At 44.5% G+C, this 21,549-nt stretch carries 20 protein-coding genes; 9 read left to right on the top strand and 11 right to left on the bottom strand.

The window, feature by feature from the left end:
• Positions 1-67: 67 nt before the first annotated feature.
• Together SIO70_RS04880 and SIO70_RS04875 are read right to left on the bottom strand one after the other, a co-directional pair.
• Positions 68-976 carry an aspartyl protease family protein gene (locus tag SIO70_RS04880; protein WP_320579850.1) on the bottom strand — a complete coding sequence of 303 codons (909 nt, stop codon included), beginning with the start codon at positions 974-976 and terminating at the stop codon, positions 68-70.
• A 32-nt stretch (positions 977-1,008) separates the two neighbouring features.
• Entirely contained in the window at positions 1,009-2,229 is a 1,221-nt protein-coding gene (locus SIO70_RS04875) for an aspartyl protease family protein (RefSeq protein ID WP_320579849.1), read from the bottom strand.
• Between the two features lie 109 nt (positions 2,230-2,338).
• Here SIO70_RS04875 and mqnC point away from each other — a divergent pair, with 109 nt between their 5' ends.
• The 3 genes from mqnC to SIO70_RS04860 all read left to right on the top strand — a co-directional run bounded on the left by mqnC (position 2,339) and on the right by SIO70_RS04860 (position 4,798).
• The gene (gene mqnC, locus SIO70_RS04870) at positions 2,339-3,463 is read left to right on the top strand and encodes a cyclic dehypoxanthinyl futalosine synthase (RefSeq protein WP_320579848.1); all 1,125 of its coding nucleotides are present in this window, start codon (positions 2,339-2,341) and stop codon (positions 3,461-3,463) included.
• Positions 3,464-3,584: 121 nt separating this feature from the next.
• Positions 3,585-4,190: a hypothetical protein gene (locus SIO70_RS04865; RefSeq protein ID WP_320579847.1), complete on the top strand. Its 606-nt coding sequence runs from the start codon at positions 3,585-3,587 to the stop codon at positions 4,188-4,190.
• 65 nt (positions 4,191-4,255) lie between these two features.
• Positions 4,256-4,798 (top strand): GNAT family protein, encoded by a 543-nt coding sequence (locus tag SIO70_RS04860; protein ID WP_320579846.1) that lies wholly within the window; start codon positions 4,256-4,258, stop codon positions 4,796-4,798.
• 12 nt (positions 4,799-4,810) lie between these two features.
• Here SIO70_RS04860 and SIO70_RS04855 read toward each other — a convergent pair whose 3' ends face one another.
• Positions 4,811-5,593: a hydroxypyruvate isomerase family protein gene (locus SIO70_RS04855; RefSeq protein ID WP_320579845.1), complete on the bottom strand. Its 783-nt coding sequence runs from the start codon at positions 5,591-5,593 to the stop codon at positions 4,811-4,813.
• A 319-nt stretch (positions 5,594-5,912) separates the two neighbouring features.
• Between SIO70_RS04855 and SIO70_RS04850 the strand changes: the two genes are divergently transcribed.
• A complete protein-coding gene (locus tag SIO70_RS04850; protein WP_320579844.1) occupies positions 5,913-6,218 on the top strand; it encodes a hypothetical protein in 306 nt (101 codons plus the stop codon).
• A gap of 185 nt (positions 6,219-6,403) precedes the next feature.
• Here the strand turns inward: SIO70_RS04850 and SIO70_RS04845 are convergent, their stop codons facing one another.
• Positions 6,404-9,295: an outer membrane beta-barrel family protein gene (locus SIO70_RS04845; protein ID WP_320579843.1), complete on the bottom strand. Its 2,892-nt coding sequence runs from the start codon at positions 9,293-9,295 to the stop codon at positions 6,404-6,406.
• 30 nt (positions 9,296-9,325) lie between these two features.
• Complete coding sequence (locus SIO70_RS04840; protein ID WP_320579842.1) at positions 9,326-10,105, bottom strand: GLPGLI family protein; 780 nt, start codon at positions 10,103-10,105, stop codon at positions 9,326-9,328.
• A gap of 239 nt (positions 10,106-10,344) precedes the next feature.
• On the opposite strand from SIO70_RS04840, the gene SIO70_RS04835 reads away from it, so the two are divergent.
• The 5 genes from SIO70_RS04835 (at position 10,345) to SIO70_RS04815 (ending at position 15,470) form a co-directional block, all read left to right on the top strand.
• Positions 10,345-11,733, top strand: coding sequence for a HAMP domain-containing sensor histidine kinase (locus tag SIO70_RS04835; RefSeq protein ID WP_320579841.1), 1,389 nt, complete (start codon positions 10,345-10,347; stop codon positions 11,731-11,733).
• 16 nt (positions 11,734-11,749) lie between these two features.
• Positions 11,750-12,439, top strand: a complete 690-nt coding sequence (locus SIO70_RS04830) for a response regulator transcription factor (RefSeq protein ID WP_320579840.1) — start codon at positions 11,750-11,752, stop codon at positions 12,437-12,439.
• Positions 12,440-12,463: 24 nt separating this feature from the next.
• Positions 12,464-13,492 (top strand): phenylalanine--tRNA ligase subunit alpha, encoded by a 1,029-nt coding sequence (gene pheS, locus SIO70_RS04825; protein ID WP_083721931.1) that lies wholly within the window; start codon positions 12,464-12,466, stop codon positions 13,490-13,492.
• A 105-nt stretch (positions 13,493-13,597) separates the two neighbouring features.
• Positions 13,598-14,458 carry a 3-hydroxyacyl-CoA dehydrogenase NAD-binding domain-containing protein gene (locus SIO70_RS04820; RefSeq protein WP_320579839.1) on the top strand — a complete coding sequence of 287 codons (861 nt, stop codon included), beginning with the start codon at positions 13,598-13,600 and terminating at the stop codon, positions 14,456-14,458.
• Positions 14,459-14,477: 19 nt separating this feature from the next.
• On the top strand, positions 14,478-15,470 hold the full coding sequence (locus tag SIO70_RS04815; RefSeq protein WP_320579838.1) for an SDR family NAD(P)-dependent oxidoreductase: 993 nt from the start codon (positions 14,478-14,480) through the stop codon (positions 15,468-15,470).
• Here the strand turns inward: SIO70_RS04815 and SIO70_RS04810 are convergent.
• The 6 genes from SIO70_RS04810 to ccoG all read right to left on the bottom strand — a co-directional run bounded on the left by SIO70_RS04810 (position 15,456) and on the right by ccoG (position 21,491).
• Positions 15,456-16,118 (bottom strand): hypothetical protein, encoded by a 663-nt coding sequence (locus tag SIO70_RS04810; RefSeq protein ID WP_320579837.1) that lies wholly within the window; start codon positions 16,116-16,118, stop codon positions 15,456-15,458. The two genes, SIO70_RS04815 and SIO70_RS04810, sit on opposite strands and share 15 nt — an antisense overlap.
• Before the next feature lie 60 nt (positions 16,119-16,178).
• Positions 16,179-17,123, bottom strand: coding sequence for a UDP-3-O-(3-hydroxymyristoyl)glucosamine N-acyltransferase (locus SIO70_RS04805; protein ID WP_320579836.1), 945 nt, complete (start codon positions 17,121-17,123; stop codon positions 16,179-16,181).
• 435 nt (positions 17,124-17,558) lie between these two features.
• Positions 17,559-18,917, bottom strand: a complete 1,359-nt coding sequence (gene hemN, locus SIO70_RS04800) for an oxygen-independent coproporphyrinogen III oxidase (protein WP_320579835.1) — start codon at positions 18,915-18,917, stop codon at positions 17,559-17,561.
• Between the two features lie 5 nt (positions 18,918-18,922).
• Positions 18,923-19,636, bottom strand: coding sequence for a sulfite exporter TauE/SafE family protein (locus tag SIO70_RS04795; RefSeq protein WP_320579834.1), 714 nt, complete (start codon positions 19,634-19,636; stop codon positions 18,923-18,925).
• A gap of 15 nt (positions 19,637-19,651) precedes the next feature.
• Positions 19,652-20,089, bottom strand: a complete 438-nt coding sequence (locus tag SIO70_RS04790) for a FixH family protein (protein WP_320579833.1) — start codon at positions 20,087-20,089, stop codon at positions 19,652-19,654.
• Between the two features lie 19 nt (positions 20,090-20,108).
• Positions 20,109-21,491, bottom strand: coding sequence for a cytochrome c oxidase accessory protein CcoG (gene ccoG, locus SIO70_RS04785; protein WP_320579832.1), 1,383 nt, complete (start codon positions 21,489-21,491; stop codon positions 20,109-20,111).
• Between the last annotated feature and the right edge of the window lie 58 nt (positions 21,492-21,549).

The following is a 21,549-nucleotide window of genomic DNA, read 5'->3' as shown; positions in this document are numbered from 1 at the left end:
TGCAAGTTAAGGTATTAAAAATAAAGAGGAATGTCCATATTGATTTTGCCAAGGGCAGGCTAACCACTTATTTATCGAGGTAGATTTCCCGTTGTTTATAGTTGATGGTAATGGTGCGGAATTGTGACCAGATATAAGAGCCAATGGAACCGGCCACTTCTGTTAATCCACCTACGTCATTCACCTCCTTGCAGTAACTGCCGGAGACCTTTTCCATGCGTACAGTGCCAAAGGCCAGGTAAGGGATGATGGTATTGAGGTAAGTGAGTTGCTGGTACAGGTCTCCTACCTTGTCTGTACCGACGATGGGCAGCACCTCTCTCAGGTGGTATTTTTCAACGAAAGGCCAGTTGAACAGGATGCCGTAATCACCACCGGTAATGAAGTGGTAACGGCTGCCCAGGGAGCGGCCATCAGGCAGTTCTATCACGGCTTCTATGACAGGGGTATCAAAATTCAGCGTCATGGCCAGGCGCTTGCCTGGTACGCTCATCGGAGTTTTGCCCTGACGATATAGTAAGATCCGGGAGTTGGTGTAGTCGATCTGAACGATGAACATTTTGATCAGGTCTACGCCAATAATACCGTCGATATGAATAGGCGATCTTTTGAATTCCTGCAGCGGTTCTAAAAACACTTTTACCAGCGGTAATCGGGCCTTACCAAAATAGAGCAGATTGATAGTGGATGTGGGGACCCTGACTACAATATCGTCGGTGCCACTCAGTCCTCCATCTTCTTTGGTTTCGAGTTTCAGTTTTTTAGCTGTTTCATTACTCAGTGTGCTGGCTTCGGCGCCTGTATCGAATATAAAATACAGGCTATCCTCCAAACTACTCAGAGAAGCACTGATAATCAAAGAGTGATCATAGATCCGGAATGGCAGAATGGCTACCGGTTCTGCAGAGACAGGTGCTACCTGGGCGGCCGACAATAGCGGCAAAGCAATAAGTATGTAGAACAGTAGCTTTTTCACGTTACACATCAAACGAAAGATAATGCAAAGTATTATAAAATACTTTTGATGAGTACTTTTTTCAGCATGAGCTCATTGTTCCTGCTGATGAGTAACATAGGCCGGGTACCTACATTTTTTAGCTGTTCCCTCACGTCCTGTATGTTGTTAGTGAAGAGGTTATTGATCGCAATGATGATATCTCCGGGCTTTAAACCTGCCTTTTCTGCAGGAGATCCTTTGATAATATCGGTGATTTCAATTTTTCCATCAATCATATACATGACCAGCCCGGTATAGGAATAATCGAATGGTTCCTTAAAGTGTTTATTTGGCAGCAGGTAAATTTCCTTTTTGCCATAATTGAGATAAATATTAAAACGGCGAAGAAGATCATTGCCAATCATGCCCCCAAGAAAAGGATAAGCTGTGATATTCGTTTGATCGTCAAATACATAGACAGGTACGTTCCGAAAGTTGAAATTGCCGATTTTGAACTCCCCGATAGTGGTTACATCCATGGTCATTTTCCCACCAAGGCCCTGGGCCTCGGTTTGAATTACTTTTCGTTGTTTTTTCCGGGTGGAGAGTACGGTACTGTCGTTCACGAATTGTTTGGAAAACAATAGACACATACCCGCACCTGTATCGAAGTAATACCGGCTCTCGCGCTGGGTTTTGCCATTGCGGAGCTGACCGGTGACAATGGGAATCTGGGTGAGGGTAGGATGTAGTAATGACCCACCTTTAGGATAAGTGAATTTCCCATGGGTATAGAGTTGTATCTCTTCGGTATTGTAGTCAACCAGCACATTATAGCGGTTTAGCAGGCTATACCCAATGATACCGTCTATTTGCAAGCCATATACCTGGCTGATCAGCTCGTAGTTGTTGACGTGAAAATTGAGGCTGTCTACCTCCAAACCTGGCAGCAGCAACGTTTGGTCCATGGCGAAATCCACTCTTTTGGACCCTCCGACCCCACGCACAACTTTGTCAGATGGTGTGAGCTGAACACCTAAGCGGACACAGGTGCTGGTGTCCAGAGATATGCCTGCACTACCGGTATCAAGGATGAACTGGAGTGTATCGGAAAAACCTTTTATCTGTGCGAGTATCACCACTACGCCCCCATAGTATTGTCTGAATGGAAAGCGACAGATCAGCGTACCTTCTTCTTCCTGAGGCAGTTTTGATTGAGCGGTTGCGGCGTGGAATAGAGAAAGTGCTAATAAAATGATACAACAGTGCTTTGACAATGTTGCTTTTTGCATACGAGAGAATGACAGAATAACAGTTGTATAAATGTAGGATTAAAAAAGCCGATTACCACCTAAAAATCCACCAATGGCGGGATATTGTTTTTTGCTACCTTTGTTTATCATGGAACTGAAAGATCTATATAGGAAAGCATTAAATTTTGAGTGGCTTGCACCGGAAGAAGGGGTATATCTGTTTGAAAAAGCACCGCTTACGGAGCTGATGCACATCGCAAATGAGCTTCGTAAACAACAGGTTCCACACGGAAAAGTTACCTGGCAGATAGATCGAAACGTAAACACGACCAACGTGTGTACGGCTAACTGCAAATTCTGTAACTTTTATCGTATCCCAGGTCACGGAGACGCTTACATCACGTCAATTGAGGAGTACAAGGTAAAGATCGAGGAGACCCTGAAATTTGGCGGCGACCAGTTGCTGCTGCAGGGCGGACACCACCCGGATCTGGGTCTGGCATTTTACGTGGATACCTTTAAGCAGCTGAAACAGTTGTATCCTACCCTCAAGCTGCATGCCCTCGGGCCCCCTGAAGTGGCACACATCACAAAACTGGAAAAAAGTACACATATAGAAGTGCTGAGCGCACTGAAAGAAGCTGGTCTGGCCAGCTTACCAGGTGCCGGGGCTGAGATCCTGAACGACCGTGTGCGCAGGCTCATTTCCAAAGGGAAATGTGGTGCGCAGGAGTGGCTGGATGTAATGCGGGCGGCGCATAAGCTGAATATCGCATCCTCCGCTACCATGATGTTCGGACACGTGGAAACTATAATGGAACGTTTTGAACACCTGGCAGATATCAGACAGGTACAGAGCGAGAAACCGGAAGGCCATTATGGCTTCACCGCTTTCATTCCATGGACATTCCAGGATGTAGATACCCTGCTGTCCAGGATCAGAGGGGTACACAACATGACCACTTCCGAAGAATATATCCGTATGATCGCATTGAGCCGTATCATGCTGCCTAATATAAAGAATATCCAGGCTAGCTGGCTCACAGTAGGTAAACAGGTTGCTCAGATCTGTCTACACGCCGGTGCGAACGATTTCGGATCTATCATGATCGAGGAAAATGTGGTCAGTGCTGCCGGTGCTCCGCACAGGTTTACCTACAAATCCATGCAACAGGCGATCAAGGAAGCTGGCTTCGAGCCGCAGCTGAGAACCCAGTTGTACGAATTCAGGGAAATCCCGGCGGGAATCCAGGAACAGGTGATTAATTATTAATACTGATGTATATACGTATAGCGGCTTGCGACCAATCGTCGCAAGCCGCTATTATTTTTAGCAGGTCAATGTAACTCTCCTCTTTTTTTCCCGTCTAACCAACAGTTAAAAGGAGGAGATTATGAAAAGGCTAGGAGTATTGCTATTATGTATAGGGCTGTCCATCGCAGCCTGTACCAGTACCAAACTAACTTCGTCCTGGAAAACACCGGATGCCAGGCTGGATACCAGCAAAAAAATGATTGTGATAGCCCTTGTTCCACCCAGGGACAAAAAACTGCGCATTTTAATGGAAAATGAGCTGGTCAATGAACTACATAAAGAAGGCTTCAACGCAGTATCTTCATTTGCCAAATACGGCCCGGACGACGCCTTGTCGAAGACAGGAGACGAAAAGGCCGCCCTGCGCAAATTCAGAAATGGTGATGTGGACCAGGTGCTCACTATCGCTATGGTCGATAAGACAAAATCCAGCGGCTATGTGCCCTCCTACCCTTACGCCCCTTATTACCGGGGATGGTACGGCGGTATGTTTACCCCTGGTTATTATGTCACGAATGTGCGGTATGAATGGGATACGAATCTTTATGACCTGGGACAGAAAAAGCTGATCTACAATGCACAGTCAGAAGCGATAGATCCGCCCACTGCTTATAAGCAGGCATCACAGTTCGCCCGCCAGATAGTTCGTGATATGCAGCGGCAACAGTTGTTTGCAAAAAGTTAAGTTTATTATATTTGAGGTTTGGTCACTATACCCTGGACGGTATAGGGGCCAAACCTTAATTTTTTATGCTGGAGTTAGCCGTAGACGATCAGATTTTACTCAGGCAGTTACAACCTGAAAATGCACCGGTGCTTTATCGCACCATCGATACATCCCGTAAGGCGTTGCGCCGATTCCTGCCATGGGTGGATTACAATACCAATGAAGATCATTCCCTTCGTTTTATAGAGATGATGCTGCGCAAAGCAGAAGACCAGGAAGCCATTGCTTTTGGTATCTGGTATAATGGTCAGCTATGCGGAGTATTGGACTTACATTGCTGGGATCACCTGCTGCAAAAAGCCGAAATCGGCTATTGGCTGGCAGAACATTGTCGTGGCAAAGGTATTGTCTTAGCCTGCTGCAAGGTGCTCATCTCTTTTGCTTTCGAAAACCTGAAACTCAACAAAATAGAAATTCGCTTTGCACTGGAAAATGACCGCAGTGCCCGTATTCCTATCAAACTTGGATTTACGAAAGAGGGTATTTTGCGCCACAATGCCAAACTACATGGACATTTTGTAGACATGGTAGTTATGGGCATGCTGCGTAATGACTGGAAATACTGATTTAAGTAAGAGTCAGATATCACATATCAGCACGGCTTCTTTCAGAGACGAAAGTTTATCCGTTCTGGTAGGAATAAATTCCTGTGCTACAAAGCCTTTAAACCCTGTTTCATAAATTGCTTTCATGATAGCCGGGTAGTATAATTCCTGGCTGTCATTGATCTCATTTCTGCCGGGCGCGCCGCCAGTGTGATAATGACTGAAATAAGTATGGTTGTCGCGAATGGTGCGGATGATATCCCCTTCCATGAGCTGCATGTGGTAAATGTCATAGAGGAGGCTGAAACGTTCTGACCCTATCCTTTTGCTCAAAGCCACGCCCCAGTGTGTATGATCGCATTGATAATCAGGATGATCAACTTTGCTGTTCAGCAGCTCCATCACTATATTCACCTTCTTTTTTTCAGCATATGGTAATAAGCGATGCAACCCCATAGCGCAATTTTCAATACCCTGCTCATCATCCAGTCCCTCTCTGTTACCAGAAAAGCAGACTACAGAAGGGAAGCCGGCTTTGGCCGTTTCGTCTATCAGGTATTGGTAATAAGTAATGAGGGCATCGTGATGTTCTACACGGTTCCACCCTTTGGCGATATTCCATGCATCGCTCACAGATGCTACCATGGCACAGGTGAGGTCAAAGTGCTTTGCGGTTTCAAACTGATGGGGGTACAGGAGATCGATGGATTCAAGCCCTATTTCTTTAGCACCCTTGCAAAAGGTGTCCAGTGGAATGGATTCATAAGGCCAGGCACACACGGAATGACGGATACAACCTTTGAGCGGAGTGGACATATAACGATAGAATTTTTTATAAATATAACGTGGAACTACGCATTTTTGAAATGCGTACTACCAATCCGGGATGAAATTCGTAACTTTATACTAGTACCAAACCTTATAGAAGTACAGTTACGCCTGAGTTAGAAAAAATTACGAGTAATCCCAGAAAGAAGAAAAAATCAGCATTTTTTAAAGGATTGTATCACAAATCATTATTCCCAAAATAGCGCCCCGGCCATAGACTCCGTAATTACTATACCACCATCCGTAATTGAAATTGGTAAGCTATTTGATTATACTAATTTGTTCACAATTTAAAGCGGAGGTCAATATGGAAAAGAGATTTACTCCTGCCTTATGGATTTGTATACTGATGGACCTGATTGGCTGTGCCAGTTATGCAGTGCCCGTGTTAGGCGAAGTGAGTGATGTAATTTGGGCTCCCATTTCCGCTATCATATTCTACAGAATGTTTGGTGGCAGTATGGGTGCATTCGGAAGTGTGTTCAACTTTATGGAGGAGTTATTCCCTGGTCTGGACTTTATTCCGACGTTTACACTAAGCTGGTTAGTACGCAGGATTGCTAATGGTATAAGAGAGCGCAAATCCCCTGCGCCGAAATACAAAGTTGCATGATCCGATGCTACTGCCCCTATGGTCAAACGACAAAGTTATTAAGGTTGTAAGGTTATAAAGCTGATGGTACGAGGGGAGATGTTTCACCGTCACCTTTATTTCCTTTCAACCTTTCAAAAAATCTGGAGTCATTTTACATGTATAATACATAAAAAAAGGAGTGCATATCGCACTCCTTTTCTGTTTTATATTCCACCGCCCGGAGGAGGACCTCCCGGCATACCGCCACCCGGAGGACGCATAAAGCGCATTTCGCGTGGAGGGCCTTCACGATTATTATTATTGTTCGTACCGAACTTACGCAGGAAGTATGTAAAGCTGATCATAAAGTAACGTTGCAGTACCATGTTCTGTGTATCCTGGATGTAGTTCTCACCCGTAGTACGGCTGATGCTGATATTTTGTTTTAGCAGGTCGTAAGCATAAAATTTAAATTGTCCCTGTTTTTTCTTTCCCACAAACTTAGATACATATCCGTTCAGCAAAGTATAATCTACGTTGTAACCAGCAGCACGTCCGGCATTCAATGTGTATGTCATGTCACTACCCACCTGAAAACCTGCAGGCAGATTGATGTTGAAATCCAGAGAGAATGAATAGTTGAAATAGTTGGTATTGTTGCTTGGCAGGATGTCGTATCGTGCTGCAGCATACTGTACACTTCCAGATGTAGATACATCAAATAATTCTTTGAAGAAGTAGTTGAATGTAATGCCTTCGGTCAGACTGAAGTTTCTGGTATAGTATTTCTTTATGTCGCTGAAATCCTCATCTACACCAGTGAAGCTCGCATCTCTTTTGTAAGAAACGTTCGTACTTATGTTCAGAGAAGTGATGTGATTCTTGATGGGAATAGCATTCACCATACTACCACTCAATGAATACACACCGTTTGTATTGATCGGTTTAGTGTATTGCTTACCGGTAGAGTCATCTGTACGGTTCGCATTTACAATCTGGTTATTGGCGAATGTTGCATTTGCATTTACAAAAATACCACGGAATGAACTTCTGTTAAACGCGTTATAACCCGCCATCAGACTATGTGTGAACGTAGGCTTCAAATTAGGATTACCCTGCTGTACATACAGTGAATTGGTCAGATCTGGTAGTGGTTGCAACTGAGAAATAGTTGGTTGTGTTGTGCTGCCATTATAACGAAAACGGAACCTTCTACCCTGCTCAAAATTATAGTTGAAACTTGCAGAAGGAAAGTAGTTTACTGTATACTGAGAGATGTGTGTATTCCTGCTTACATTATCATTCACCAGACTATTAAACTTCACATTCATACCGAAGGTATAGTCATACTTGAACTTGTTCGTACGTATATTGATACCTGCCTGATTAGTAGAAAATGTATTTTCAAAAATGTTACTCAGGCTATCATTCAGCACATCATATTTTCCGGAAGCATTTGCATCGTAAGTCAGGTTTTTGGAAGAGCTGTAATTATTGCTATAAGTATAATCCAGTTCCAGGTATCTGTCTTTCATCAACGGTTCTGTGTACGTCAATGTTGCCTGATAATTTCTACCGATGTTATTCGCATTCGTCTTCCTGTCGTAACCGCTGGTATAAGCTGAAGTAGTATCAGTCGCTACATATTCATCCAGCGACTTATAATAGTTCTGACGATCGGTAGTGTTATATCCATACGTAAAGTTGGCGCTCAGCGTACGACCTGTTTTATGAAACTTCTGACGGTACAATGCAGAGCCTGAAAAGTTTGGAGAAGAAGCACCACTACGATTGGTATTGGAACCATCGATAGAGGTTACTTTATTGATATCCTGCTGTTGGTAGTAGCTGGTTGAATTAGTGCTACCATCAGTATAGGAGAATGTAGGTGTAAATATCACAGAGTGGAAAGAGTCAATTTCATACTCGATCCGCATGTTGAGACGGTTGTTCTTATTTTCAGTAAGAGAACCGGTAGTAGAGTTATAATAGTAAGAACTATCGGATGTAAAAGTTTGCTTTGTGTTCTGATTTTTAGTTTCAGTCTTTACATCGTTGATGAAGTAACTACCATTGATCTTTAATTTTGATCCAAAGTCCTGATTATAGTTGAATCCTGCATTCCAGTTTGTGGTGATGCCTGTGGTACTGTTACCACCCAGGTTGCTGATGGTAGATTGAGCAGCTCCCCTGCCACCGCCGCCACTACGGCCGTTACTACCTCCACTGCCATTGTTGCTGCTGGAGAAGTTGAATACATCCTGCATGGTAAAGCCCATGTTATTGACGTTGTTACCACTACCCAGGAAAGAAAGCTGACGGTTATCGCGGAAGGCGTTAGCATTGGCATTGATAGCAAAACGATCATCAGTACCATAGCCGGCGGATGCCTTTCCGAATACTCCTTTTTTCTTGTCTTTTTTAATTGTGATATTGATGGCTTTTTCAGTATTACCATCATCGATACCTGTAAACTGTGCCTGATCTGATTTACGGTCTATCACCTGAATTTTATCGATCACTTCAGCAGGCAGGTTTTTGGTGGCGAGTTTTGGATCATCGCCAAAGAATGGTTTACCATCTACCAATACTCTCTTTACCGTTTCACCCTGTGCTGTGATCACTCCATCTTTATCCACAGTAACACCGGGCAGTTTTTTAAGCAGGTCTTCCACCACTGCGTTTTCACGGGTTTTGAAAGCATCTGCATTGAATTCAAGGGTATCTTTTTTTACCACAACAGGAGGTACTTCCTGTATGATCTCTACTTCACCCAGGGTGATACCTTTGCCCAGAAGATGAATGGTGCCCATATCCACTACAGGTTGTGCGGCCGATACAGTAATGCTTTTGAAGATTGGTTTGTAACCCAGGTAAGTAATGTATACCCGGTAGCCACCGGCAGAAAGACCGGTAAAGCTGAATCCACCTTTTTTGTCAGTAAATGCAGTAGCTGCGAGAGAAGAATCTTTGCCATTCAGCAATGCTACGGTAGCATCAGCCAAAGGGTGAGATGCGGTTGAGTCAGTCAGTTGGCCTTTAACCTGACCTGATTGCGCTTTGGATATAAGCGCAATCAGGATCAGGCACAAAGTCATAAGGGGGATCCTTTTCATGAGGAGGATGTAAGTTAAAGTAGTAGTCTTTTAATTCCTGTTTTGTCTGTCACGGAATTTATCTCTGGCCTCCTGACGCATTTTGTGCATTTCTTCTTCACTCACTTTCTCCGCATTACCAGGCAGGGAAACTTTTTCAGGAGGTATTGGTTTAAAGTCTACTTTCTTTGCTGTAAAGGAACGGTTGTCGCTTTCAGCAGCCAGTACAACGCCATTGGGTTCAGGTAACAGGCCATTTACAGGGCTGTAGCTGAAAGGCAGGTCAGTTGTATACCATACAGTATAAGTTTCATCCCTTACGGTCACGGTAGCTTTTTTGCAATTGTAACCAGCGATTTTCTTAGTCTTATCACCCGGTTTTACATCTTTTGCCGGACGGAAGTCTTCTTCTGCAAAGTAGGTTTTAGTAGAGTCATCTGGTTTGGTAAATGTTTGCAGGTATTTATGGCTCTGTAGGTCAACGAATCCGCCACCCATCATACCAAATCCACCACGGAAACGGCCACCACCGAATCCTGGAGGGGGGCCTTGTTCACCACCTTCACCAGGAGGAGGAGGACCCTGACGATCCATGCCCCCGCCAAAGTTAGGACGTTCTGTTTCCAGCTTACCGTGGCCGGCTGCGAAAAAGAAATGTTGCTTTATAGTGATTACTTGTCCTTCTTCATCGCCGCCATCGCCGCCTCTTGGAGGCATTTTTTGACTCAATTCATAATCGATCACACCGCTGTTCTTTTCCTGTGCCTGTGCTGTGAAGCCAGTGAAGGCTATCAGGGCGGCACCAAAGAGGGTTTTTGATAAATGGTTCATGTGTTTGTTTTTTTGCTGTCACAAAAGTCAATATTCGGCACGCATTTTCAGGTTAAATAGCTTTATTTATTGTTAATTACTGTTAATGACAGAACATAATATGGGCGCAATGGTTAAGGTTCCTTATTTATTGTTAATTACTGTTAATGGGATAGCTATGATAATCCTATAATCAAATAGCTTTGCATGATAAATTCATTGATATAATGCGCCAGCGGATCCGAAACATTCTGATACTCATGTGTATATGCATTCTAGGCATCTACATGTTCCAGGGATACTGGTTATATAACTCCTATCACGTACAGTTAGATCAGTTCAGTAAAGATATTAACGAATCATTGCGTACAGCTGTTTACAACAAACAGTTTGCCGACGTACGCCGGTACTTCAGGCGCTTTAACAGAGAGCATGGAGACAGCATGAGAGGCCCTGGTGGCGATATCCCTCCTCCAGGTCCGGAAGAAGGTGAAGGGCGCGAAGGGCGCATGCACTTAATTGTCGATGCGAATGATCATGCCGGTCCTCATCAGAATCCCAACCGTGTGTATGCCGATACCTTAGCCAGACAAATTTCCGATTTCCTGCTCCTGAACAATATTACCAGCGATAGTGTCAAACTGATAAAGCTGGACTCCATCTTTAGCGCAGAACTCCACGGCCGTCAGATCAAAACTGATTTCCGCCTGGATACTTTTCATATCAACTTTGAAGGTTTTGCCAGGGAAAGTTTCCGCGATAGTCTGCGCAGAAGGGGTCCACAAAAGACAAGTAAGATACCGTTCAACCCTGCAAGCAACCTTTTTGTTCAGGCAGTGTTTAAATCACCCATGCAATACATCCTGGCCAAGATGGTCTGGACCCTGGCAGGTTCCTTTGTTTTGCTGGTGCTGACGACGATCTGCTTTATCTACATGTTGCGTACCATCCTGAAACAAAAGAAACTCTCAGAGGTAAAGAATGATTTCATCAACAATATGACGCATGAGCTGAAAACGCCTATCGCTACTGTATATGCAGCTGTGGAAGCCATGCAGAATTTCAATGCCCTCAACGATCAGCGCAAAACGCAAACTTACCTCGACATCTCCAAGCAGGAGTTGCAAAGGTTGTCTGACCTGGTTGAAAAAGTATTACACATCGCATCGGAAGAAAGAGAAGAAATAGAGCTGTACAAAGAAGAAACGGACATCAACGAAATCATGGATACGATCATTACTAACCATCAGCTCAAAACCAACAGATCCGTGCAATTCAGGTATGATAACCTGATCGGTGAGCGGCTGGTAAATGTAGACCGTACCCACCTGTCAAATGCGATCAATAACCTTGTGGACAACGCCATCAAGTACTCAGGAGAATTACCCGTGGTAAACATCCGTAGTTCAATAGAAAACGGTAACTTGATCATTCGGGTAAAAGATAATGGCATAGGTATTCCTAAAACATACCAGGAAAGTATTTTTGATACTTTCTTCCGGGTACCGACCGGCAACCTGCACAATGTAAAGGGATTCGGACTGGGCCTCAGTTATGTCAGGAAAATAGTAGAGCTGCACGATGGTAGTATCACTGTACACAGTGAACCGGACAAAGGCAGCGAATTTATCATCCAGATACCTGTCTGAGATTAAATCTGTAACTATGGCTAAAGTATTATTGATAGAAGACGAATGGCAACTGGGACAAATCGTAAAAGATAGTCTGGAAATGCGTGGCTTTGAAATGCTCTACGCGTCTGACGGAAAGGAAGGACTGGATTTGTACCAGCAGCACAAACCAGATGTGGTCGTGCTGGATATCATGATGCCAAACATGGACGGCTTCACTGTTACTACAGAAATCAGGAAACAGGACAAAGTGACCCCGATTATCTTTCTCACGGCTAAATCCCAGACTGCGGATGTGGTAAAAGGATTCGAACTGGGAGGCAATGACTATCTGAAAAAGCCATTCAGTATGGATGAGCTGATTGTAAGGATCAAAGCTTTGCTGCAGCGGTTCAATGATCAGCCGGCAGCACAGGAGGCTTCTGGTTCCGATGTAATCCAGATTGGCCAGTACCACTTCAACTACACCAAGCAAACCCTGACCCGCAATCACGAAACGGCTTTCCTCTCCCACCGGGAAGCCGAGATACTGCGGCGCCTGTCAGAAAATTTGAACCAGGTAATAGAAAGGAAGAGTATACTGCTGGATTTGTGGGGCGACGACAGCTTTTTCAACGCCCGTAGCATGGATGTTTTCATCACCAAATTGCGCCGCTACCTCAAAGACGACCCCAGGGTACAAATTGTCAACATCCGGGGTGTGGGTTATAAATTAATTTTCTGAGTATATCATTATCTTTGCTGTCTTATGGATCACATAGAACAGCAAATAGCTGCCTACAAACAGGAAATCCAGGCATTCGAACCGGCCACAGCTGCCGACCTGGAAGCATTCCGTATCAAATTCCTTGGTACCAAAGGGATTGTAAAAGCTATATCCGGAGAAATGGCGAACGTACCCAAAGAGCAGAAAAGAGAATTCGGTTTACTGCTCAACGGGTTTAAGCAATTCGTAGAAGAGCGCTATGCGCAATTTGAACACCTGAAAGATGGTGCCGGTGCTGCCGCTACCGATGCGGACTTTACCCTGCCTGCGGAACCTCACCGCCTGGGTACCCGTCATCCTATCAGCATAGTAAGAAATAACATCATCAGCATATTTGAACGCCTGGGTTTTGCGATTGCAGAAGGGCCTGAAATAGAAGATGACTGGCATAACTTTACCGCACTGAACCTGCCGGAAAATCACCCGGCGAGGGATATGCAGGATACTTTCTACATCAGCAAGGCACCGGACTGGTTGCTGCGCACTCATACTTCTTCCGTACAGGTAAGGGCAATGGAAAAAGGTGAGCTGCCTATCCGTATCATCTGTCCCGGACGTGTATACCGCAATGAAACTATTTCTGCCCGTGCACACTGCTTCTTCCACCAGGTAGAAGGATTGTACATTGATGAAAACGTTTCTTTCGCCGATCTGAAACAAACGCTCTATCACTTCGTAAAAGAGCTGTTTGGCGAAGATATCCGTATCCGCTTCCGTCCTTCCTACTTCCCGTTCACTGAGCCAAGTGCAGAAATGGATATTTCCTGCCACATCTGTGGTGGTAAGGGTTGTAACGTATGTAAGCATACCGGTTGGGTAGAAATCCTGGGTTGTGGTATGGTGCATCCAAAGGTGTTGGAGAATTGTGGTATCGATCCTGAAAAATACACTGGTTTTGCCTTCGGTATGGGTATAGAACGCATTACCATGCTGAAATACCAGATTAAGGATCTACGGTTGTTCTCAGAAAATGATGTTCGATTCCTGGAACAATTTGAAGGAGCTGTCTAGCAACAAGCATATTTGAATATATTTACAAACAGGAGAAAAGCGCGCAATTGAATTATCCATACGCCTTTTCTCCTGTTTTTCTTTTTTTACCCCCAAAAGACGAAGATGATCCACCTGGAACAAATGCAAACGATCGCTGTATGCGGTGCTGGCACAATGGGCGCCGGCATAGCACAGTTAGCCGCTGCAAGCGGTTTTAACACAGTATTGTTCGATGTACAACCAGCTATGCTGGACAAAGCCAGACAACAGATCAGTAGTCAATTATCCACCCTGGAGCAGAAAGGAAAACTGGAGGAAGGAATGGCCGTCCAGATCATGCAACGCCTGCATTTTACGGCACATACCGGCGATGTAAAGGCAGATGTGATCATAGAGGCCATTGTGGAAAAAACCGATATTAAAACAGCGCTATTTCGGGAATTAGCGGCTGTGAATAATGAGTACACGATCTTCGCTTCGAACACTTCTTCACTCTCCATATCATCCATTGCAGCGGCGGTGCCTCATCCCGAACGGGTAGCTGGCATGCACTTTTTTAATCCCGCACCGGTTATGAAACTGGTGGAGATTGTGAGTGGCGAAAAAACAACGGATAGTGTTGCACAACTGTTGCATGCATTAGCAGCTAAAATGGGTAAAACACCGGTACAAGTCAGGGATACTCCCGGTTTTATTGTAAACAGGGTTGCCCGGCATTATTATTTAGAAGCCATGCAGGTTGCAACGGAAGGAATTGCTCAATACAAAACAATAGATCGCCTGCTGGAAAGTGCAGGCTTCAGAATGGGCCCTTTTACCCTGATGGACCTGATTGGCAACGATGTAAACCTGGCCGTGACGCAATCATTGTACGATGCATTTGCAAAGGCTCCCCGCTTTACGCCGAGTCCATTGCAGATAGCCTGTGTGCAGGCAGGTGATTTAGGAAAGAAAACCGGGAAAGGGTTTTATAATTATCTTTAGACAAACGGAACAAGATTACATGATATTAGTAACAGGAGGAACCGGATTTTTAGGCAGTCATTTATTACGAAAACTGGTGAAAACAGGCGTACCTGTAAGGGCATTATACCGCAAGGAAATTCCTGAACAGCTCAAAGACATTGCAGACAAAATCACCTGGATCAAAGGTGATGTACTGGATGTAGTCGCACTGGAAGAAGCCATGGAAGGTGTTGAAAAAGTCTATCACTGTGCAGGTGTGGTATCATTCCGTCCGGAAGCGCGTGAGCAGATAATGAAAGTGAACATAGATGGTACTGCCAATGTGGTGAACCTGGCGCTGGATGCTGGCGTGAAAAAACTGGTGCATGTGAGTTCCGTAGCGGCCCTGGGTCGTGCAAAGACCGGGCAGATGATCGATGAAAATACTGAATGGCAGGATAGTCATCACAACTCACAATATGCCGTAAGTAAGTATAGGGCAGAAATGGAAGTATGGAGAGGTATTGCAGAAGGATTACCTGCTGCCATCGTGAATCCATCTATTATTCTGGGACCAGATTTCTGGGAAGATGGTTCCGGTCTGCTCATCAAAAGTGCCTGGAAAGAATTCCCTTATTATACAGAAGGAATCACTGGTTTCACAGATGTGGAAGATGTAGCTGAAGTGATGATACGCCTTATGGAAAGCAATGTAAGCGGTCAGCGTTTTGTAATCTCTGCAGACAACTGGCGATATGTAGACCTGTTTACAGAAATGGCGATCCACCTGGGCAAGAAGCCGCCGCATAAACTGGTGAAACCATGGCAGGCAGAGATAGTATGGCGCATAGAAACATTGAAAAGTAAGATCACCGGGAAAAAGGCCGTGTTAACAAAAGAAACTGCGCATACAGCACAACTGAAAGTATACTACAACAACGGGAAGATAAAGGAAGTATTGCCGGACTTTGCGTTTACACCACTGAAAGAAACGGTGGCCCGTATGAGTAAAGCTTACCTGGAAAAAATGCAGTCCTCATCTCAGCAATAATGCAGCCATTGCTGCTGCAACTACAATGCGCTGCTCCTCTTTCAAATTATTCAGGTCTAACCATACCCGGGGATTATTACCGGGTATGACGGCCGCCACTACCTTCTTCCGGTACACAAATTCGTACCGGATATTTTCATAAGAATTTACGATACCAAAATGGTTATTAGCGGTGACTTTGAACTCTCCCAGTGAAGAGCGGAGTATGCCTGCCTGTTTGTTGTCGTTCAGGTCCAGGTAAGTCATATTCCGGAGGATCATTTCCCAGTTACCCAAAGAAGAATCGGCAACCTGGATGACGATATAAGTAAGTTTATTGTTAGCCTCAACATGTTCCAGTAAGGATGGCAACGAACGATCTGAGAAAGCGATGCGAGGGGTAAATAGCGCCTGAATATACGCCTTACTCCCTTTGTTGCAGGTATCACATAGAAGCTGAAAGTTGAAGGCGTCAATTGGGTTCTTTATGAAGGAGAAGGAAGTGGGTTGATCAATACCGTTTTTACGGTCGCCCGTGGTATACTTATCGAAAGAAATTGTTTTGGCAGTAAACCAGCCGTCTTTGATAGTGACAGGGATTTCGGTAAGCCCTTTCTGGGCTACTGCAGTCAGGGTTGAAAACAGGAGAAGCAATGTTCGGAAAAGCATGTTCCAAATGTATAAAAAAATAGCTTCTGCTACCCTGCAGAAGCTATTTTACAAAAGCGTTTATTTAGACATTAATTTCTCCCAGATTTCAGGGATACGTTTGATCCATGCCAGTTCCTTCATCTTCACGCGTGCATCTTCTACCGGAGAACCAAAGTACGTTTTCCCTCCTTCCAGTGAAGCTGGTACACCACTTTGTGCCAGCACCACAGCTCCCTTACCGATCACCAGATCTTTGGATACACCTACCTGACCCCAGAGGATCACATTGTCTTCAATATGAGCTTTACCACCGATTCCTACCTGTGCAGCAAAGAGACAGTTACGACCAATCACGGTACCATGACCGATATGAATCATATTGTCAAACTTAGTACCGCGACCAATGATAGTATCACCACTTACACCCTTGTCAATGGTACAGCCAGCGCCGATTTCCACATCGTCTTCAATGATCACGCGACCGCAGCTTTCCATCTTATCATACATCACTTCCCTGTCTGCTCTTTTCTTAAAGTAGAATGCATCTGCGCCAATCACGGTGCCTGCATGAATGATTACGTTGTTGCCAATTACTGTATGATCGTAGATGGTAACGTTGGGATGAATAAGACAGTTCTCTCCGATAGTAACGTGATTTCCGATGAACACATTTGGCTGGATGATAGTGTCCTTCCCTATTTTCGCGGAATCGCTGATGGGTTTGGTCGCTGGTTCAAAAGGACGGAACCTTTTCACAATTTTAACATAAGCACTGAACGGATCTGGTAATACAAGCAATGTTTTACCGGGAGGACAGTCAACTTTTTTATTGATGATAATAATTGTTGCTGCGGAACGCAGACACTTATCATAGTACTTTTCAAAGTCTACAAATGAAATATCACCCGGAGTAACCTTATGTATTTCGTTAATGCCGGTTGCCATTTGCTGATCGTTGCCTTCCAGCTCTGCGCCTATGTATGCAGCGATTTCGGTTACCGGTATTGGAGCATTGAACTTCATATATTCTGCTGTTTAGTGCAACAAAGGTAGGTGAGAATCGGGATATTATCGTTTGTGTAAATTGGGTTTGATAACCGGCACAAAAAATCTTTCAGCTGCACTTTTTGACTGTTGTTATCCACACTTTTTTTAGTGGTGTGAATAAAAAAGTTTGCATTTTTTTTCTTTTGTGATAAAATTCTTTTTAATATTGTGTAGGGAATTTTTGTTCCCTGTACTTACTAACCCATTCACATAACAAGAAAGTCTGATTGTAAAAAACGGTCAGACTTTTTTTATGCCCGCTCAAACCCTTTATTCATCAATATTTCAGCCGATCGTTCTATCACAATTATGTGATAATTTATCATAGCATGGTTATTCCATTTTTTGGAAAAAATTCCAATCTCAGGATACACATTCAACGTAAAGCAATAAGAATGAAGTCAATAAGATTTAGATGGCACTACTGAATAGCTGTGATTGTGGTTGTCTGCGCCATAAACGAGCATCAAATGCCATACAGATGTTACGAATAAAAGGACGTCCCTTTTCTGTTACAAAAACCTTTCTTGGTTTTACTGCAACCAACCCATCCCTTTCAAGTTCCTGCAGTCTTTGCAAACCTTCTACAATCGCATCACACTGCACATCGGCCTTGTTCCAGGTAGTTTCAAAATTGCACATCAGTGCCTGAATATGTCGACGAAGTAACAGGTCTTCAGTACTAAGAATATGCCCTCTTACTACCGGAAAGTCATCGTTGTTTACCCTTTCCATCCAGCGATCGATCGTCTTCTCGTTTTGTGTATAAGCATACCAGCTATCGCCGATAGATGATGCACCTAAGCCTATCATCAGTGAAGTATGGTGATCTGTATAACCCATAAAGTTGCGGTGAAGGGTACCCTCCTGCGCTGAGCGGTACAGGGAATCATGTGGACGGGCAAAGTGATCCATTCCTATTTCTGTATACCCATTTTCAGCAAACATCGTTTTGCCCAATTCATATAGCGCGCGTTTTTCTTCATCCTTAGGCAGGTCTGCTTCAGAATACTTGCGCTGACCATTTCCCTTGATCCAGGGTACGTGTGCATAGCTATAGAACGAGATCCTGTCCGGACCCAGATTAATAATCTTATTAATGGTATCCTGTACACTTGCCATCGTTTGTAAAGGCAAACCATACACCAGGTCATAGTTAATGGAGGTAAATCCAATCTCCCTTGCCTCGTTGGTAACCCGTTCAACCGTTTCAAAAGGTTGTATACGGTTGATGATATCCTGCACCTTTGGATCAAAATCCTGGATGCCCAGACTCATACGTCTGAACCCTAAATTGTACAGGGTTTGCATATGTGCCACAGTGGTATTATTGGGATGCCCTTCAAAACTCAGAGACGCATCAGAGATCAGGTCAGCATATTCATAAATACCACTGATGAGTTGCGCCAGGTTGTCGGCACTGAAGAAAGTAGGGGTACCTCCTCCAAGGTGAATTTCGCGTATTCTCGGGCGTTTTTCAAACAGTTTGAGGTAGAGGCCCCACTCCCGTAAGATAGCGTCCATATAGGGCTTTTCTACCCCATGATTGATGGTTATATGCTTGTTGCATCCACAGTAAGTGCACAACTTTTCGCAATAAGGAAGGTGTATGTAAATGCTGATACCCTCGGTTGAGTTGGTCGCCTTAAAAGACTCCTGCAGGGATTGTTTCCATCTTGTAGCATCAAAGGTTGATTCATCCCAGTAGGGAACGGTAGGATAACTGGTGTACCGTGGAGCAGCGGTATTATATTTCTGAATGAGAGTCATTGTAGTCAAGGTTTAATACAGTGTAAAGTAACCCGCTCTTCCTGAGGAGAAAGTACCGGGCTGATATACGGAATGCCCAGGTTCAGGCCACGCATGATCAGCAAGATGGCCATAATGCCTGCTATTACGGGTATGAAACGTCTGATACGGTTACGGAAGCGCAGACTGATCAGCTCTGTGAACCAGCTTACCGCTATCATCGCCGGTAAGGTACCCGTTCCAAAAGCAGTCATAAACAGTGCTCCCTGCCAGGTTGCACCTGTTGCGATCGCGCCTGCTATGGCGAAGTAAACCAACCCACAGGGCAGTAAGCCGTTGAAAAAACCGATTGCATAAAGTGTACTGAAACGACGTTGGCGAAGTAAGTTGCCAAGGATTGATTTAATTCTTTTAGTATAAAATCCTCCTATTGCAGGGAGACGGAATGACTTCCATCCATACTGAAAAAAAATGACCAGCAGCAATAACCCTCCTACTGTAATAGAAAGCCATTGCTGCAGGCCACCGAGATAAAATTGTCTGCCCAGCCATCCGAAAAAGATGCCAAGGCCTGTATAAGCGCTCACTCGTCCTGCATTGTACAGTAATATGCCTCCCAGCCTGCGCGTGCCTTCCAGGTGCTGAACCGGCAACGTAAGCGCTATCGGCCCACACATACCTATGCAGTGAAAACTGCCTATAAAACCCAGCGAAAGCGCATAAAGAAATGTCAGGAACATAGTGTGCTGTTTAAATTAGTTCACCGATATATTCTCTTCCTGGACGTAGTGTTTGCCCTTGGCATCCCATTCCATTTGAACCTGATAATCGCCCTTTTTCAGTTTCTGTTTGCTGATGCTCATAGTACCTTCTACACCAGCGCGGAGCGGAACTGTTACATCCTGACGGGAATCCGCAGCTTTGTAGAAAAGGATCTTACCACTCAGTGGAGTTCCCTGCATTTCTGGAGGGAAAGTCACATCTATATGATCGCCGGCCTGATCGATCTTCACCGGTGCCGACAGCAGTGCTGCTTCTTTACGTCCGTCTATCACCTGTTGGTATTTCAGCTCTTCCGCATAATAGTCATTGTTCACCATTTCCACATGTGCATGCATACTCTTGGTAACCAATGTGAGTATACCGGCGGCAAAAAGAACGAATACAACGATGATGCTATGTCCCCAGTTCATGATGATTAGTTTATAAAAGTTATTGGATCGGTCCCAGGAAAGTAGTTTTGATGGAACCGGTTTTCTTGTCGCCTGCATATAATGCTACATGCAGTACAGTTTTTCTTTTCCTGATCGCACTTTTGGGTAATACGATAAAGAAGGTGCCTTCTCCCTGTGATTCCGATTTTACTTTGATCACAGAAGCGCCAATTGATTGTATACGACCTGCTATATCTTCCAGTCTCAACGTCAGCGGAATATCCGCTGTCGTTTTGTTGATCAGTTTTATATTGTACAGGTTGGATACGCTGTCCTCTCCTCTCTCCTGGTATAACATACCTCCAGCACGGATGATATCGCCGCCTACCGGTTGTCTGCTTACCAGCATAAAAGTGATGGCGGTAAGAATCAGTACCAGGATACTGCTGTACACTTTCATACGGGCGGTGATCGTCAGCGGTTTTTTGTTGGCAATACCATCTTCTGATGCGTAACGGATCAGGTTCAAAGGTCTGTTCACTTTCGCCATCATGAAATTACAAGCATCGATACAGGCGGTACAGCCTACGCATTCCAGCTGGGTGCCGTTACGGATATCTATACCTGTGGGGCACACCTTTACACATTGTGCACAGTCGATACAATCCCCGAAGGCAGCATCCTTTTGTTTCTTAAAATGGCTTCTGGGTTCTCCTCTTGAGTAATCATAAGCTACGATCACGGAATTCTTGTCCAGCAATGCGCCTTGTAAACGGCCATACGGACAGACAATAGTACATACCTGCTCCCTGAAAAAAGAAAAAACTCCATAAAAAATGCCTGCAAAAATGAGTATGGCCGTAAGACCACCAATATGTTCAGTTACAGGTCCCGTAATAATGCGCGAAAGGTTGTCTAAGCCTATAATGTAAGCCAGAAAGGTGTTGGCGATCACGAATGAAAGCGTATAAAATAACACGTGTTTACTGGTCTTTTTGAATATCTTGTCTGTAGTCCAGGGGGCTTGATTCAGTACCCGCTGTGCAGCCGCATCACCTTCTACCCAGTATTCTATCTTTCGGAATAGCATTTCCATAAAGATAGTCTGGGGGCATGCCCAACCGCAAAAAAGGCGGCCAAAGGCCATCGTAAAGATGACTATAAAGAGAATAAAGGCAACCATTGCCAACCCGAAGATGAAGAAATCCTGGGGCCAGAAAAGAGCGCCGAAGAGGATAAAACGGCCTTCTACTACGTTAATCAAAAAAAGGGGCCGGCCGTTTATCTGAATAAACGGTCCGGCAAAAAACGCAATGAAATAGAGATAGCTAAGAATACTTCTCGCATTATAAAGTTTACCCTTAGGTCTCTGTGCATAAATCCAATTGCGTTTCCCTTGTTTATCCACAGTCGCCAAACTGTCTCGAAACGTTGTATCCATTGTGAACGCGTTAAAATGTGGGCCGGGACTGATTTCCGTTTAACCGGTCAGTCCGGCC

Source organism: Chitinophaga sancti, assembly GCF_034087045.1.
GTDB classification, from domain to species: Bacteria; Bacteroidota; Bacteroidia; order Chitinophagales; family Chitinophagaceae; genus Chitinophaga; species Chitinophaga sancti_B.
Note: the sequence above shows the minus strand (reverse complement) of the source record. Positions and strands in the feature narration are given on the sequence as shown.